At 46.5% G+C, this 17,000-nt stretch carries 11 protein-coding genes; 10 read left to right on the top strand and 1 reads right to left on the bottom strand.

Features of this window, described 5'->3' with window-relative positions; all coding sequences use genetic code 11:
* The first annotated feature begins 60 nt into the window (after positions 1-60).
* Positions 61-774 (top strand): hypothetical protein, encoded by a 714-nt coding sequence (locus MKY85_RS19795; protein WP_017687552.1) that lies wholly within the window; start codon positions 61-63, stop codon positions 772-774.
* Positions 775-860: 86 nt separating this feature from the next.
* Here the strand turns inward: MKY85_RS19795 and MKY85_RS19790 are convergent, their stop codons facing one another.
* Positions 861-1,577 (bottom strand): Crp/Fnr family transcriptional regulator, encoded by a 717-nt coding sequence (locus MKY85_RS19790; protein WP_339235547.1) that lies wholly within the window; start codon positions 1,575-1,577, stop codon positions 861-863.
* A 430-nt stretch (positions 1,578-2,007) separates the two neighbouring features.
* On the opposite strand from MKY85_RS19790, the gene adhE reads away from it, so the two are divergent.
* The 9 genes from adhE (at position 2,008) to nagZ (ending at position 16,941) form a co-directional block, all read left to right on the top strand.
* Positions 2,008-4,620 carry a bifunctional acetaldehyde-CoA/alcohol dehydrogenase gene (adhE, locus tag MKY85_RS19785; protein WP_339235545.1) on the top strand — a complete coding sequence of 871 codons (2,613 nt, stop codon included), beginning with the start codon at positions 2,008-2,010 and terminating at the stop codon, positions 4,618-4,620.
* A 723-nt stretch (positions 4,621-5,343) separates the two neighbouring features.
* Positions 5,344-7,602, top strand: a complete 2,259-nt coding sequence (gene pflB / locus MKY85_RS19780) for a formate C-acetyltransferase (RefSeq protein WP_342570582.1) — start codon at positions 5,344-5,346, stop codon at positions 7,600-7,602.
* An 89-nt stretch (positions 7,603-7,691) separates the two neighbouring features.
* Positions 7,692-8,444 carry a pyruvate formate-lyase-activating protein gene (gene pflA, locus MKY85_RS19775; RefSeq protein WP_342570581.1) on the top strand — a complete coding sequence of 251 codons (753 nt, stop codon included), beginning with the start codon at positions 7,692-7,694 and terminating at the stop codon, positions 8,442-8,444.
* Between the two features lie 192 nt (positions 8,445-8,636).
* Complete coding sequence (locus MKY85_RS19770; RefSeq protein ID WP_342570580.1) at positions 8,637-10,004, top strand: extracellular solute-binding protein; 1,368 nt, start codon at positions 8,637-8,639, stop codon at positions 10,002-10,004.
* A 51-nt stretch (positions 10,005-10,055) separates the two neighbouring features.
* A complete protein-coding gene (locus MKY85_RS19765; RefSeq protein ID WP_339256228.1) occupies positions 10,056-10,940 on the top strand; it encodes a sugar ABC transporter permease in 885 nt (294 codons plus the stop codon).
* On the top strand, positions 10,940-11,770 hold the full coding sequence (locus tag MKY85_RS19760) for a carbohydrate ABC transporter permease (protein ID WP_339235533.1): 831 nt from the start codon (positions 10,940-10,942) through the stop codon (positions 11,768-11,770). Before MKY85_RS19765 ends, MKY85_RS19760 begins: the two co-directional genes overlap by 1 nt.
* A gap of 32 nt (positions 11,771-11,802) precedes the next feature.
* On the top strand, positions 11,803-13,638 hold the full coding sequence (locus MKY85_RS19755) for a sensor histidine kinase (protein ID WP_342570579.1): 1,836 nt from the start codon (positions 11,803-11,805) through the stop codon (positions 13,636-13,638).
* On the top strand, positions 13,635-15,266 hold the full coding sequence (locus MKY85_RS19750; RefSeq protein WP_342570578.1) for a response regulator: 1,632 nt from the start codon (positions 13,635-13,637) through the stop codon (positions 15,264-15,266). The genes MKY85_RS19755 and MKY85_RS19750 overlap by 4 nt, the downstream gene beginning before the upstream one ends.
* Positions 15,267-15,294: 28 nt before the next feature.
* Positions 15,295-16,941 (top strand): beta-N-acetylhexosaminidase, encoded by a 1,647-nt coding sequence (nagZ, locus tag MKY85_RS19745; protein ID WP_342570577.1) that lies wholly within the window; start codon positions 15,295-15,297, stop codon positions 16,939-16,941.
* The last annotated feature ends 59 nt before the right edge of the window (positions 16,942-17,000 follow it).

The raw sequence follows: 17,000 nt of genomic DNA, 5'->3' as shown, positions 1-17,000 counted from the left end.
GCCATAATAGAGGTTATGGACAACAGGGTGAATGATTTTACGCAGGGTGGTGTTACCTACATGATGAAGAAAATCCCCGGTTACATAGGTGTATGTTTGCTCTTACTGGCGATCTTGGCTGGTTGTAGTGAGACACAGCCTTCTGAACAGCCAATTGTCAAAGAGACAGAAACAGCGAATACGATTACAGTGGCTGTAGATGGCAGTACGTTTTTGCCTGATGCAACCAAGTCCATTAAGCGAGATTTTAGCGAAGGTTTGACACTCAAAAAGGCATTACTCAATAGCGGACTGGTTGATTTTACGGCAGATGGCAAACGGATACAATCCGTTGGTGAAGTTTCTCTGGATTCTTCGCTTAGCTGGGCTGTCAAATTGAATGGCAAGGACATTGAACAGGAAGATTGGGACATGGAGCTTCATGCCAAAGATGAAGTGATCATTTACGTGAAAGCCGCTGACAGTGGGGGGGATGGCGTTGCATATCAGACAACGTTACTCAAGGTGAGCGGTGGAAACATTATGCCAACCCTCAATCGTCAATATGCCGGAGTCTACGTTCAAGAGTGTACCGTTCGCGATGTGTTGAAGTCCAGCGGAATTGTAAGAATGTCAGAGAATAACAAATTCGTCGTTTCCGTCGAGAATGTCACACCCCGCATGAATGAGCGGTGGGTCATTATGGTGAATGACAAAGAACTAATGGAAAATGGTTTGGACATGAAATTGAATCCACGTGATGCGGTGAAGCTTGAATTGACCAATGCATCCTAAGCATACCAAGAAGCCCAATCTCTATTTAGGAGAACTGGGCTTTTTTCATTAAAATTAAAGCAACATTCGATTAGCATAGTCAATTATTAAATACGACAGATCTCGTTCGGGCAAAGTTCACAGTGACAGATCCCTTGCAGCATCTTCAGATCTTTGATGACGATCATGCCATTGTCATATTCGATCGCATCTTTCTTGCGCAGATCGCTTAACATGCGGTTTACACTTTCACGGGTAGCTCCAATCATATTGGACAGGTCCGTGTGGGTAATTTTTTTATGAATAATGACATGCTCTCCATGAGGCTCACCATACGAATTCGACAATCGAATGAGGGTGGAGCAAAGCGCACCTGGTTTGCCATATAACATGAGATCCCGGAACTTCGTCTGTGTCAACCGGTGGTGGATGCCCATCCATTTCATAAAGTCGATCGCGAAGTCACAATGCTGGCAGATTAGCATCTCCAGGTCCTTATGCTCCAGTACACCGATCTCACTATCCTCCAGTACTTCCGCTGAGAAGGTGTGTTTCGAGCCGAAGAAGGGATCAGCCTGCCCAATCATATCACCGGACTGATACATGTACATGATTAGTTCCTTGCCTTCATCCGTGGATTTGGTGATCTGGGCACGGCCCCGTTTCATATAATAAAGTTTGTCAGAGACGTCTCCTTCCCAGTACAGATGTGTACCTTCCGGATAGGTTCTATCTTTCATGGTAACCAGCAGATGGTTGAAATTCGCTTCCGAGAAACAGTTCGTATTGCCGCGTTTTTCCAGTACAGTTGTTAGTTCTAACATAAGTCTATCTCCCCTTTGTGTCCGTCGGATGGACTCCTGTAGCTTGCAGTAGCCTCCGAGGTTTGCCGCAAACCGTTGCCGTCCTGATCAGGGTCATCTCGGCCGGGAGGAAGGACGGTACAAATTGCGGTGGTTCAATTTTTAAGTTCAGTATATACCTAATCTTACCGTTTGAGGGGGAAGGAAAGGGGGCAAAAATGACGAAATTTCAAACATTGTGATTAAATTCACTTTTATTGGAGAGCATGATTTTTACAGCCCTATACTTTAAATAGAAAGTGAAAATGGTTGGATGAAGGACACTACAAAACTTAAATTAAATTTGTTATACTTTGTGAAAAAAATCACATAATTAAGTTTATGGTCATGTTACGATGTGAATGTAAAGAAGAGAGACAAACCAATACGAACCTTTAGGAGGATGAGGGAGATGGCTGTAAAGAACGAAGTCGCCCCAGCAAAAGAACCGACAGCAGGTCAGTATATTCAAACGTTAATCGACAAAGCGAATAAAGCACACGCCGCATTCATGAAGATGGATCAGATGCAGATTGACCGGATTGTGCAAGCGATGGCGCTTGCGGGTCTGGATAAACACATGATGCTCGCCAAGATGGCCGTAGAAGAAACAGGCCGCGGAGTATATGAGGATAAAATCACCAAAAATATATTTGCAACAGAATATGTCTACCACAGCATCAAGTATGACAAAACCGTAGGTGTAATTGAAGATAACGAGTATGAGAGCTTCCAGAAAATCGCGGAGCCGGTCGGTATTATTATGGGGATTACACCCGTCACGAATCCAACATCAACAACGATGTTTAAAGCACTGATCTCCATCAAGACGCGTAACCCGATTATCTTTGGTTTCCACCCATCTGCACAGAATTGTAGCCGCGAAGCTGCCAAAATCCTGCGCGATGCAGCGGTGAAGCATGGTGCTCCAGCGGATTGTATCCAATGGATTGATGATCCTTCCATGGATCGTACGAACGAACTGATGAATCACAATGATGTGGCTCTCATTCTGGCAACAGGCGGATCCGGCATGGTACGTGCAGCGTACAGCTGTGGTAAACCTGCACTGGGCGTAGGACCGGGTAACGTTCCTTGCTTTATCGAGAAAAGCGCGGATATCAATCAGGCAGTGACGGATTTGATCCTGTCCAAGTCTTTCGACAACGGCATGATCTGTGCATCCGAGCAAGCGGTCATCATTGAAGAACCGATCTTCGATCAAGTGAAGAAAAAAATGATCGCGAATGGCTGTTACTTTGTTAACAAAGATGAAGCAGCAAAATTGACAGCAGGTGCAATTAACGCCGAGAAATGTGCAGTGAATCCAGCGATTGTGGGTCAATCTGCGGTGAGCATTGCGAAGTTGTGCGGTATTGAAGTTCCTGCAGGCACCAAAATTCTTGTAGCCGAGATTGAAGGGGTAGGTACCAAATTCCCATTGTCGGCAGAGAAATTAAGTCCGGTACTGGCTTGTTACAAAGTCAAAACTGCAGCAGAGGGCATTGAACGTGCAGCAGAAGTGGTTGCTTTTGGCGGCATGGGGCACTCCTCGGTGATCCACTCCACAAATGAAGAAGTGATTGGCAAATTCGCAGATCGTCTGCAAACTGGACGGATCATTGTGAATTCACCATCTACACATGGTGCCATCGGGGATATCTACAACACGAATATGCCATCATTGACACTGGGATGCGGATCATATGGACGTAACTCGACTTCTTCCAACGTAACCGCTGTGAACTTAATCAATGTGAAAAGGGTGGCTCGCCGTACCGTGAATATGCAATGGTTCAAAGTGCCGAACAAAGTCTACTTCGAAAAAGGGGCAACGCAGTATCTTGCCAAAATGCCTGACATCACACGTGTGGCGATTATTACGGATGCCATGATGGTGAAACTGGGATATGTGGAAAAGGTAGAACATTATCTGCGTCAACGCCAAATGCCAGTAGCAATCGAAGTATTCTCCGATGTAGAGCCAGATCCATCCACAACAACGGTAGATCGCGGAACCGAAATGATGCGCCGCTTCCAGCCAGACTGCATTATCGCACTCGGCGGGGGATCACCGATGGATGCTGCGAAAGCCATGTGGTTGTTCTATGAATATCCGGACACGGACTTTAACGATCTGAAACAAAAATTCATGGATATCCGCAAACGGATCTACAAATATCCACGTCTCGGCGTAAAAGCGAAATTTGTAGCGATTCCAACGACATCCGGTACAGGTTCTGAAGTAACATCGTTCGCGGTTATCACAGATAAAAATCAAGGGAATACCAAATATCCATTGGCCGACTATGAGCTGACACCAGACGTAGCAATTGTCGATCCGGAGTTTGTATACTCTCTGCCTAGAACAGCCGTTGCAGATACAGGTATGGACGTACTGACTCACGCCATCGAAGCATATGTATCCGTCATGGCGAATGATTACACGGATGGCCTTGCGATCAAAGCGATTCAACTGGTATTCCAATACCTGGAGCAATCGGCATTGCAAGGTGACAAACTGGCACGTGAGAAAATGCATAATGCTTCCACCATTGCCGGTATGGCTTTTGCCAACGCATTCCTGGGCATTAACCACAGCTTGGCGCACAAATGGGGCGGTCAGTACCACACCGCACACGGACGCACCAATGCGATTCTGATGCCGCACGTTATTCGTTACAACGCGAAAAAACCGACCAAATTTGCATCGTTCCCGAAATATTCGCACTTTGTAGCGGATGAGCGGTATGCCGAAATTGCCCGGATTCTAGGATTGCCTGCACGTACGACAGAAGAAGGCGTAACCAGTCTGATCAATGCCATTCGCAAACTGAACAAAACATTGGGCATTGAAGAATCGTTCCAAGAAATCGGATTTGATGCCAAAGACTTCGAAGCACATGTAGATTATCTGGCAGACCGTGCCTTCGAAGACCAATGCACAACCGCCAATCCGAAGTTGCCGCTGGTAACTGAACTGGCTGATGTATACCGCAACGCTTTCTACGGAAAGTTTGAATAGCAAATCTAGAACGAAGCGTGCCTTGCGGCAAAAAAAGATCAGGGTTCCCCGAGAGGGGAGCCCCGATTGCCGTCTTTTTAGAGGTTACACGGAATCCGTGATGTGGCCGTTTGAACTATTCCCTTTACACAACAACAGAGGGGCAGAACAAACCTAAAAAGCGAAGCATGCGTCTTTAAAATAAATTATGAACTTTGTTGTTTTATCAGTTGAACTACACATGTACACGATAACGGAGAGGAGAGAAAAAACCTGAAGAAGCGGAGCGTTCGCCTTTATCAACGGATTTTCACCTTTGAAAAAGTGAAAAAAAATCCGGGGGTAACAGCGATCGGAAGGTTGTTCTCTACTTGCAGTGGCCAGTGTACACCACCTAATGTTCATTCGCTTTTTCAGTAAATTTAAATAGTGAGCAGCGATTGGAAGGTTGTTCTGCCCGCGCAGTGGCTAAGTGTGAATCTAAAGGGGGTTCAATGGGACACAGCGCAGGTGGAGTGAGTTAGTTCACTGACTTTGTGACAAAAATCACAGATGATGAAAGCCTCAAGACGTATACTGAAAATGTAAGAAAAACATTCATCCCGCGGTTCCGGTTCCCAAGTAGAGAGAACATGATCCGGTTTATGTGAAACAATTCACATTAATCGCGGCTCTGGGCACACAATGCTACGAATGAAGCAAGATGTTATGTGTCCAGAAATCCAAATTAGTGGAGGGATTAAGATGTCGGTGATTGAAAAAGATGTCAAACAACAAACAGGCTGGAGAAACTTTACCAAAGGAACATGGACCAAATCCGTAGATGTGAATGATTTTCTGGCACACAACTTGACTCCGTATTACGGTGATGAAGCATTCCTAGCAGGTGCAACCCAGAATACCAAAGAATTGTGGGAGATCGTATCTGATCTGACCAAAAAAGAACGGGATAACGGCGGTGTACTTGATGTTGATGTGAACACACCAGCGACTATTGTGTCTCACCAACCAGGTTATCTGGATCAATCCAAAGAACAGATTGTCGGCGTTCAGACCGATGCTCCGTTCAGACGTTCCATTCAACCAACAGGCGGAATCCGGATGATGATTGATGCATGTGAAGCATATGGCTTCGAATTGCCTCAAGGCGTCATTGATATATTTACAAATATTCGCAAAACACATAACCAGGGTGTATTCGATGCTTATACTTCCGATATGCGTGCAGCGCGTAAAGCAGGGATTATTACAGGTCTGCCAGATGCTTACGGCCGTGGCCGGATCATCGGAGACTATCGTCGTGTAGCTTTGTACGGAGTAGACTTCCTGATTCGTAACAAAAAAGGTGAATTGAACGCACTCGAAGTTGATGTTATCGATGAAGATGTCATTCGTCTGCGGGAAGAATTGTCTGAACAGATTCGTGCATTGCAAGAATTGAAACAATTGGGTGATATGCACGGGTTCGATATTTCCTTGCCAGCGACTACAGCAAAAGAAGCATTCCAATGGTTGTACTTCGGTTACCTCGCTGCGATCAAAGAACAAAACGGTGCTGCGATGTCACTGGGACGTGTATCTTCTTTCCTGGATATCTACATTCAACGTGACCTGCAAGAAGGCATTCTGTCCGAAGAACAGGCTCAGGAATTGGTGGACCATTTCGTAATGAAACTGCGGATTGTCAAATTCTTGCGCACACCGGATTACAACGAACTGTTCAGTGGAGATCCAACATGGGTGACCGAGTCCATCGGTGGTATGTCTGTGAATGGTGAAACACGTGTAACCAAAAACAGCTTCCGTTTCCTGCATACCCTGCACAACCTGGGTCCTGCACCAGAACCGAACTTGACTGTTCTCTGGTCAACGAAACTTCCAGAAGCTTTCAAAGATTATTGCAGCAAAGTATCCATTGAAACCAGCTCAATCCAGTATGAAAATGATGACCTGATGCGTCCAATCTATGGTGACGATTACGGTATTGCTTGCTGTGTATCGGCGATGAAGATCGGGAAACAAATGCAATTCTTCGGCGCTCGTGCCAACTTGGCAAAAGCTCTCCTGTATGCGATCAACGGTGGTCGTGACGAGAAATCCGGAGCACAGGTTGGACCGGAGTATCCTGCCATTACCAGTGAAGTGCTGGATTACAATGAAGTCATGAAACGCTTCAAACCAATGATGGAGTGGCTCGCGAAGCTGTATATGAACACCCTCAACGTCATTCACTACATGCACGATAAATACAGCTATGAGCGTATCGAAATGGCATTGCATGACCGTGACATTGTACGTACGATGGCTTGTGGTATTGCGGGTCTCTCGGTTACAGCAGATTCACTGAGTGCCATCAAATATGCCAAAGTAAAACCAATCCGTAACGAACAAGGCATCGCTGTTGATTTCGAAATCGAAGGCGACTTCCCTTGTTACGGTAACAATGAAGATAGCGTGGACAGCATTGCTGTTGAACTGGTTGAGAGCTTCATGGGCATGATTCGTAAGCACAAAGCATACCGTAACGCAATACCAACACAATCCGTTCTGACGATCACTTCCAACGTGGTATACGGTAAGAAAACAGGGACTACACCGGACGGTCGTAAAGCAGGTGAACCATTTGCTCCAGGTGCGAACCCAATGCATGGTCGTGACAAAAAAGGTGCCCTGGCTTCCCTTGGCTCTGTAGCCAAATTGCCTTATGAACACAGTCTTGACGGGATTTCCAATACCTTCTCCATCGTGCCAAAAGCATTGGGTAAAGAGGAGACTACACGTAAATCCAATCTCACTGCGATGATGGATGGCTACTTTGGTCAAAACGCTCATCATCTGAACGTTAACGTATTTGATCGTCAGCAACTGATTGATGCGATGGATCACCCGGAAAACTATCCGCAACTGACTGTACGGGTATCCGGATATGCGGTTAACTTCATTAAACTGACTCGTGAACAACAGTTGGATGTCATCAACCGTACGTTCCATGGCTCGATGTAAGTAATATGCAAGTAGAAGACCGCTAGAGCAAGACATTCCAACTCATATTAAACGCACAGCGGATGCGGATACAGAAAGGAAGAGGCAGCATGGTTAACGGACATATTCATTCACTCGAAACTTTCGGGACGGTTGACGGCCCAGGCATCCGCTTCGTGCTTTTTATGCAAGGATGTCTACTCAAATGTCAGTACTGCCATAACCCTGATACATGGGCGCTGGATGGTGGAAAAGAAATGACGCTAGAGGAGGTACTGGCTGAGATTGAGCCATATCTATCCTATTACCGCAGCTCCGGAGGCGGACTCACGATATCTGGCGGAGAACCAACGTTGCAGGCTCACTTCGTAGCTGAAATTTTCAAAGAAGTGAAACGTCGCTGGGGATTGCATACGACACTGGACAGCAACGGATTTAACGAACCGGAACGGATTCACGATCTGCTGGATCACACAGACCTGGTTCTGCTGGATCTCAAGCATATTGATGATGAGAAACATATCAAGCTGACAGGCAAGTCGAACGAGAGAACGTTGAAAACGGCCAAGTGGTTATCGGAGCAAGGTCGGAAAATGTGGATACGCCACGTGTATGTGCCTGGCATTCATAACGAGGAAGAGGATCTGCTTAACCTCGGACGGTTTATTGGAACATTAAATGGCGTCGAGAAGTTCGAAATTCTTCCATACCATCAGATGGGGATCTACAAATGGGAAGCACTCGGCAAAATATATCCACTGGATGGCGTTCCTTCACCAAGTGAAGAAGAAGTGGAGCGGGCGTATCGCCTAATCGAACAAGGTCGCCAGGAAACGGCTGGCATAGCTTGTTCCGATAAGTGATATACCTTTATATATAACGTAAAAACCAAGAGCCAAGCAGCCCTTGCGAATATACTTCGCAGGGGCTGTTTTTTGTCCAGTGAAGGATTTTATCCCTCCATTGATGAATTGTCATCCTTACGATGTAAGCTCCGGCTTTTTATAATCAGAGTGTAAAGCCAAATGCTCAATATCTTGAGGAGGGTCAACCCGATGAAAAAAAGAATGACATTGCTGCTTTCATTATTGCTTATCACTTCATGGACTTTGGCGGGATGTGCAAGCTCAAGTAACGAGCCACAGCAAGGCGCAGGCAATACACCTGTGGAGGAGACAAGTAAGGAACCGGTTGAGATGCTCCTTCGCCACACGCAGGTGGGGGCTGACAAACAGAAACGATTGGCCATTCTGCAGGACGTTGTGGACAAAGTGGAGGGTGAGATACCCAATCTGACCTTTACGCTGGATGGTGTCGAATCCGACGTGAATCGCAAAGAGAAGCTTCGCGGGGAGATGGCGGCAGGTAACCCGCCGGATATATTTGAACTGTTCGGCAGTCCGGATTCCAAAGTGTATGCCAAGGAAGGTATGCTGCTTGATCTGACTCCAATCCTTCAAGAGTTGGGCATCCAGGACCAGTTTACATCCCTTGAGCCATTTACGTATGAAGACAAAGTGTATGGACTGCCGATTGGCGGTTCGGGCGAAGGTTTTTTCTATAATAAAGAGTACTTTGAACAAAAAGGATGGAAAGCTCCAACGACCATGGCTGAACTGGACAACATGTTGGCCGAGATTAAGGCTGATGGCAAAGTGCCGCTTGCTTCTGCATCCAAGGCAGGCTGGGTTCCTCTTATGTTAACCAACCACCTGTGGTCCCGCTATGCCGGGCCGGAGATTACCGCAAAGTTTGCAACAGGTGAAGCGAAGTGGACTGATCCGGGTGTTGTCCAAGGTTTTGCCAAACATAAGGAATGGGTTGATAAGGGTTATTTCAAAAAAGGTGAACTGGGCTTCGAATATGCCGAATACACCACGCAATTTACCAGCGGAGAAGCGGTATTAATGTATGACGGAACATGGAAATCATCTGTGTTCAAGGAAGGCCAAAGCGGGGAATCGCTCATTGGCAAGGTTGGATTCTTTAATATGCCTCCGGTAGAGAACGGAGCAGGTGATCAGACGTCCTTGATGCGGGATGTGAACAATGGATATGGATTCTCGGCAGCCGTGGCGGATGATCCGCAGAAGCTGGAAGCCGTAAAGGCTTTTATCAAAAATTTCTACAATGAAGATATGCAGGTTCGCGGCCTTGTGGAAGATGGTGTATTGCCTGCCATGAAGCTGGATGAAAAAGTGTTAACCGATAGCATTACCGATGATTTGATGAAAGAAATTGTGGCCGTGCTTAATGCGTCCAAGATGTCGTTCCCGGCATTTGATGCACTCGTTCAGGCTGATGTGACGACAGAGATCAGTAATCTGCAGATTCAGAAGTTGATCGGTGGGCAGACTACGCCAGAGAAAATGGCAGAAGAACTGCAAAAGGTACAGGAGGAAGCAAACGCTTCAGTGGAATAAATCAATCCAAGTTGAAACTGCGACCGTTGAAGTGACTTAAGGAGGCTGACCATGAATACTTCACTCCGCAGCCCGTTAATCTATACGCTGTTTGTAATGCCAGCCCTGATTCTGTTTATCATGTTCTTTCTATATCCTATTGGCAGCTCCTTATATTACAGTCTGACGAGTTGGAATGGGGTTTCCGCTGAGCCACGTTTTGTGGGCTTATCCAACTATGTGAAGGCACTGACCGATGAACGATTTTGGATTTCCACACGGAATAACGGCTTTTTCATCGGATTTTCGGTACTGATTCAGGTACCTCTAATCGTCCTGTTTTCGCTACTGATTGCCAATGTGAAAAGGCTGAAAGGTCTGTATAAAACAGCTGTTTTTTTACCATCCATTATGTCTACAGCCGTGATCGGTATCTTATGGGGGTTCATCTATGAGCCCAACATCGGATTATTAAACAAAATGCTTCATGTGCTGGGCATCGATCCAATCTACTGGTTATCCGATAACCGATTTGCCATGTTGTCCATTTTGGTTACCAATGCCTGGCAGTGGACGGGATTTTACATTGTCATGGTACTGGCTGCCATACTGGCGATTCCCCGTGATTTGGATGAAGCAGCTGCAATCGATGGTGCAACGGCGGTACAACGTGCAATGCGGATAACACTGCCGCTGATTCGTCCGATCATTTCCGTCGTTATCATGTTGTCCATTGCAGGAGCTATGAAAGCAGCTGACATCGTGATTGTCATGACCAAAGGTGGGCCCGCTGGGTCCACCGAGGTTCTTGCGACATACATGATCAAATATGCGATTACCAATTTCAAATATGGTTATGGCAATACCATTGCGGTACTGATCTTTGCTCTGACGCTTGTGCTTACTGCGGTGTATCAACTGCTGGTGGCGAGAAAGAGCGAGAAGGTGGAATATTGATGGCGAAAAACATAAAAAGCAGTATACCTCATGTGTTGTTAATGTTGTATTTAATCGCAATTTTGTTTCCCTTTTTATTTGTGATTTTCTCGTCTTTCAAGCAGGATAACAATGAAATTGCCTTGAATCCATTCGGTCTGCCGACAACATGGGAGTTTAACAATTATGTGGAGGCCTGGGTGAATGCGAAGATTGGCACGTATTTCTGGAACAGCCTATACATCTCAATTCTGTCTTCGGCGTGTACAATTGCACTCGGTGCGATGTTTGCTTTTGCCGTAACCCGGATGAGACACCGGAAATGGAGTCTATTTCTGTACAGCTTGATTCTGGCGGGCATGCTTATTCCCAACAATGCACTCATGCTGCCGATCTATCTGCTTGTACGCAAAATGGGCATATTGGATACACATCTGGCATTGATCGTTCCCTATGTGGCGAATGCGATTCCCTTTACCATTATTATACTGGCGGCTTTTATGCGATCTCTGCCTGGTGAAATTGAGGAAGCGGCGGTTATGGACGGCTTGAGGGCCCCGGGTATCTTTGCTAAAATAGTGATACCTCTTACGGTTCCGGCTATTGTTACCGTTTTTATCGTTAATTTCCTCGGGAACTGGAACGAATTTTTACTCGCCAACTATTTCTTATCCACCGATAAATTGCGCACGCTGCCCGTGGGTATGGTCCAGTTTCGGGATCAATATCAGATGAACTATGCTCAGATGTCGGCAGGTATTGTATACAGCGTTGTACCTGTACTTGTGATCTACGCCATACTCCAGGAGAAAATTATAGAAGGAGTAACTGCAGGCGGTGTCAAAGGTTAATACCATGAACCAGTGAATAGGGAGAACGGGATATGAACTTGCGAATGAAGCTGGCCTTGGCATTTCTGCTGCTGATCATTGTACCGATGTGTGCGCTGGGCATTGGCATGTTTCTGGTCACATCACATACGATTGAGAAAAAATACAATCAACAGGCCGAATATGCGCTTCAGGCCATTAGTTACAATATCGAGAATGTATTTCAGCAGATTAATAATGTGACCGACAACGGGATAGCGACATCTGTTTTCCAGATGGCATTGAACGCGAAAGACCCGACCAAGCAGGATCTGGGCACCGGTAATCAGTTATCCCTGAATGCCAGCCAGCGCAATTTCCGTTCCCTTCTATATAATTATCCGTTCATCAGTTATGCCTTTTTATATGATTTGCGTTCTTCTGAGAACAACCAGATTGTCTCCATTTTCACCAAAGAAAATTTTCAAGCCCTTCCTTTTCAGCAATTCAAAGTGCATCCCTTATTCAACGAAATTCAGCAACTTAATGGCGTGCCCAAATGGCTCGCACCTCTGGAGTATTCCGAATTAACCGGAGTAGAACCTGTTTTCACCCAGATCAGACTGGTCAAGGAACTCAGTTATTTTCAAAATATCGGCGTGCTTGTTGTTCAGATCAAAAAAGGAGAGATCGACCGGATCTTTCGTCACCTGCAAATCAGTGATTCGGCACAGGATACATCATTCCTGTTAATTAACGAAGAAGGACTGATCGTTTATGATCCTGCAGGGCGTTATAACGGTGAGAACATGCAGAACCTTGGAGCAGAATCCGGCAGTTACGGTCCCGGCTTTCGCAGCGTCAGAACGGTCTTTGACGGCAAGGAGAGCATCATTTCGCAATATCATCTGAAGAACTATAACTGGAGTCTCGTCAGTGTGACTTCATGGGAAGCCTTATCTGCGGAAACAAATACTTTTGCAGGCTGGTCTGTCATTATTATTCTGTCGTGCCTGTTCGCCGCCATGATCTTTAATCTATTTTTCATGAATCGCATTACGGGCAATATTGCTGTACTTGTAAGATTTATGCGCCGTGTGGATGATGGTGATTTTAACGCAAGGGTGGAAGGTAAAGGTTTTGACGAGATGCAGCTTCTGGCGCAAGGATTCAATGAGCTATTGGAACGTATTGGGGGATTATTCCGTCGTGTTCGGGCTGAGCAAGAGCAGAAGGCCCAAGCGGAACTACGTGTACTCCAAGCCCAGATCAAACCCCATTTTCTGTTTAACACATTGGAATCCATTAATGGATTGGCACTACGTGGCGAGGGCCGCAAAGTAAGCGAGATGGTGACCAGGTTGGGCAATATGCTTCGTATCAGCATTCAGGATCAGGAGGAGATTCCGCTGAGTGAGGAGATAAGGCATTTGCAGAGTTATCTGGAAATTCAACAATACAGGTTCAGTGATTTGTTCACCTATGAGATTGACATACCACCCCATCTATACAGTTCAATTTTGCTCAAACTGACGCTCCAGCCTCTGGTGGAAAATAGCATTCAACATGGGTTTGAGGGAATCACCTATCCAGGTGTATTGCGGATAAGCGCATATGCAGAACGGGATCAACTTGTGTTATGTGTTGAGGATAATGGGATTGGTATTGCCCAGGAAATGCTCGCACGATTTGAGTACATGGCAGCAGATCCGCCGGAAGACATGCTGGTCAAAGGGACGGAATCATTATCATCCATAACGGAACGCCGGGGATTGGGATTACGAAGTGTGGCAGATCGAATTCGTATTCAATACGGGACCGGGTATGGCATATTCATATGTTCTGCACCGGGGTATGGCACTGTAATTCGATGCATCATACCATTATATGAGCAGGAGGAAGCCGGATGAATCTGACTGCAATGCTGGTTGACGATGAGCTCCCGATTCTGGAGAATCTGAACTACATCTTACCCTGGGAAGAGATGGGGATTGAAATTACGGGTACAGCGAGAAGCGGGGCAGAAGCGCTGGGGAAAGTAACAGAAATTCATCCAGACATTCTCTTATGCGATATTCGGATGCCGTCCATGGATGGATTGGAACTCATTCGGTTGCTGCGAGAGCAGGGTGAAACGTGTGAAATTATTTTGCTGACCGGTTATCAGCAGTTTGAGTATGCTCGGACCGCTATTCAATATAACGTGCATGAATACATATGCAAGCCCATCGATTATTTGAATCTGGAACATAAACTGCGTGAGCTTGCCGGGCAGATCCAGAAGAGACGTATGGAAAACGAATCGCAACGTTATCGCAGCCAAGAGATGGAAAGCTGGATCAGACACAAACATTTGATTGACCTATTGCGGGGAGAAGCACCGCAGAAAATTGCCTATCCTGCCTCTGTTCCTGAGTTCATAACAGCGGCTGCACCGTATACGTTGCTGCTGGTGGATGCGGTCGGTTATTTTCGCCATTCTATCGGCTGGTCCGAGCTTCAGCATGAGCGATGGCATGAGAACATCAGTTCAAGACTTCGGGAAGTGGCAGAGAGCATGACGGGGGACTGTCAGATTCTTTCGACTCGCAAAGGTGAGTGGTGCATCCTGCTGGAGGCATCGGGTGAGTGGAAATGTCGTTCAGAGGAACTGGCCCATCAACTGTATCATGAATTGAATGCGATCGTATCCTTGAATTCAAGTGTGAGGATCAGGGTTGTTCAGGATGATGTGCCCGTGAACCGGGAAAGTAAAATTCTGGAGCGATACCGGCATTGTCAAAAAATACTGATGTTCCATTCGGAGAGTGAAGACAGGGTGCTAAGTTCGAGTTGTCCCGAAACCGCTTTATCGTATGATCACACGGCCTCCAAAGGGGCTAACTCATGGATTACAAGAGAAGATCTGGAGCTGGTTACTCGGTGGATTCGTCAAGGGAACAAGCACGGGTTACGCGATGTGTTGGATCGTCTTAAACAACGAATGGGGAATTCAGGACACACCTTCAATAGAATGGATGAAACCAATCTTCGGTTTATGCTTGTACACATGCTTCGGGAACTGCGCGAAGTACAGGCCATCGCTGAAGGGCATGAAGTGAATTATTGGAATGCACTGCAAGGGGCCGTGTCCATGAGGGAACTGCTTGAACTTGCAGAGGTTCTTACCCAAGCCTGTCAGGGCAAACAAACGCAGCCACGTCCTTCCGTATCGGAACTGATCCTGTCTGCTTGTGAGTATATGGATGCACGGCTGCAACAGGACTTGGGAATAGATGAAGTCTCCGATTGGCTCGGAATCAGTCCGGGATACTTCTGCCAGCTATTTAAAACTCAAATGGGTGTTACTTTTGTGGAATACATGACCCAGAAACGGATGGAAAGTGCTGCTTTATTGTTGAGTACAACCGAATGGAGCATTACAGCGATTGGGGAAGCAACAGGGTTCAAGGAGCGCCGTTACTTCTCCAAGGTGTTTCACAAACACTTCCACATGAAACCTTCGGAGTATAGACAGAGCAAACGACTGGGTTCATAGTGGCAACGGAAACGAGAGGAGAGGTCGAATGAAACCCTTGAATGAGCTGACATTGGAGCAAAAGGTAGGCCAATTGTTGATGTGTGGATTTCACGGTCAGCACGCAGATGAACAGATTACTCATTTAATACGTGACTATCATATTGGAGGCGTCATTTATTTTCGGCGCAATGTGCACAGTGTAGATCAATTGACAAAGCTGTCCGCCGAACTGCAAGATATGGCGGCTGCAGCGGGGGCATTTCCACTCATGATTTCGGTGGACCAGGAAGGTGGCATGGTTGCACGGATTGACAAAGAGGGAATGACGCAAGTGCCGGGTAATATGGCACTTGGTGCGACAGGCAATCCGGAATATACCCTGGCGTGTGCCCAAATTCTGGGGCGTGAGTTAAAAAGCATCGGTATTGATATGAACCTTGCCCCCGTGGTTGACGTGAATAACAACCCGCTCAATCCGGTTATCGGTGTGCGTTCGTATGGTGAACATGCTGAAAGTGTGGCCGCTCATGGCGTAGCAGCCATCAGGGGATACCAATCACAAGGCATTGCTGCTACTGCCAAACATTTTCCGGGACATGGAGATACCGCCGTAGATTCTCATCTGGGTATGGTTACGGTACCTCATGATCGAAACAGATTGGAACAGATGGAGTTGTTACCGTTCCGCAAGGCGATTGAGGCCGGAGTTGATGCTATTATGACAGCTCATGTGATGTTCCCTTCAATTGAGCCTGAGCCCATTCCGGCAACGTTGTCGCGTAAAGTTTTAACTGGTCTGCTACGCGAAGAAATGGGCTTTGAGGGCATTATTATTACAGACTGTCTAGAAATGCATGCAATATCCAAGCCGTATGGGGTAGCTGAAGCTGCCATTTGTGCTGTGGAGGCAGGAGCAGATCTGATTCTGGTAAGTCATACCCTGCAAGATCAGGTTGCTGCTGTGGAAGCCATTGTTCAAGCCGTTCGAACAGGGCGAATTACGGAAGATATCATTAACAAGGCACTGGAACGTATTATTACATGGAAGGCAGCGCGCTGCGGGTACCCGGACACTGGTCTTGATTCGCCTAAAGCAAGTGAAACGATCGAAGTAACCGATGTTGAACCTGTTAATGACAATGAATCCACTGAACCCAGTGATCCCAGTGAACGAAACGAATCGACGCTGTTCAAGATTGCTTCAAGCAGCATTACCATCGTTCATAATGATGGACTACTGCCGTTGGATCCAGAGAAGGACGTGCATGTCATCTGGCCTGAGGTTGTGCAGCGGACAGAGGTGGATGAACCATGGTCCCATACAGAATCGCTTGGTATAGCGTTATCGCAACTGCGAGGCAGAGTTCGTGAACACAAGATTACAACTCAGCCTACTTATGATGAAGCAGATCGGATATTGGCTGAAGTGTTGGAGAGTGAGCAAGTTATCGTATGTACGTACACATCTGCAGGGCATCTTCCGAAAGGGCAACAGTATTTGGTTGAAAAGCTGAGTGAGAATCATTCGCTGATTGTCATTGCTCTGCGCAATCCATATGATCTGCTGGAGATTTCGAGGCCGGGAAGTTATGTGTGTACTTATGAGAATACACCAGCAGTCGTCCGGGCACTGTCCCAAGTGTTAACATGGGGACTGCAGCCAACAGGGCGCCTGCCTGTCCGTTTGCGCTAGATCTATTCAATCCTTACATCTCTCTGTGATATGGTGCTGATAGACCATATGGCAGAGAG

This window comes from Paenibacillus sp. FSL R5-0749 (genome assembly GCF_038595085.1).
Taxonomy (GTDB): domain Bacteria; phylum Bacillota; class Bacilli; order Paenibacillales; family Paenibacillaceae; genus Paenibacillus.
This window is presented reverse-complemented; position numbering and strand designations above follow the sequence as displayed.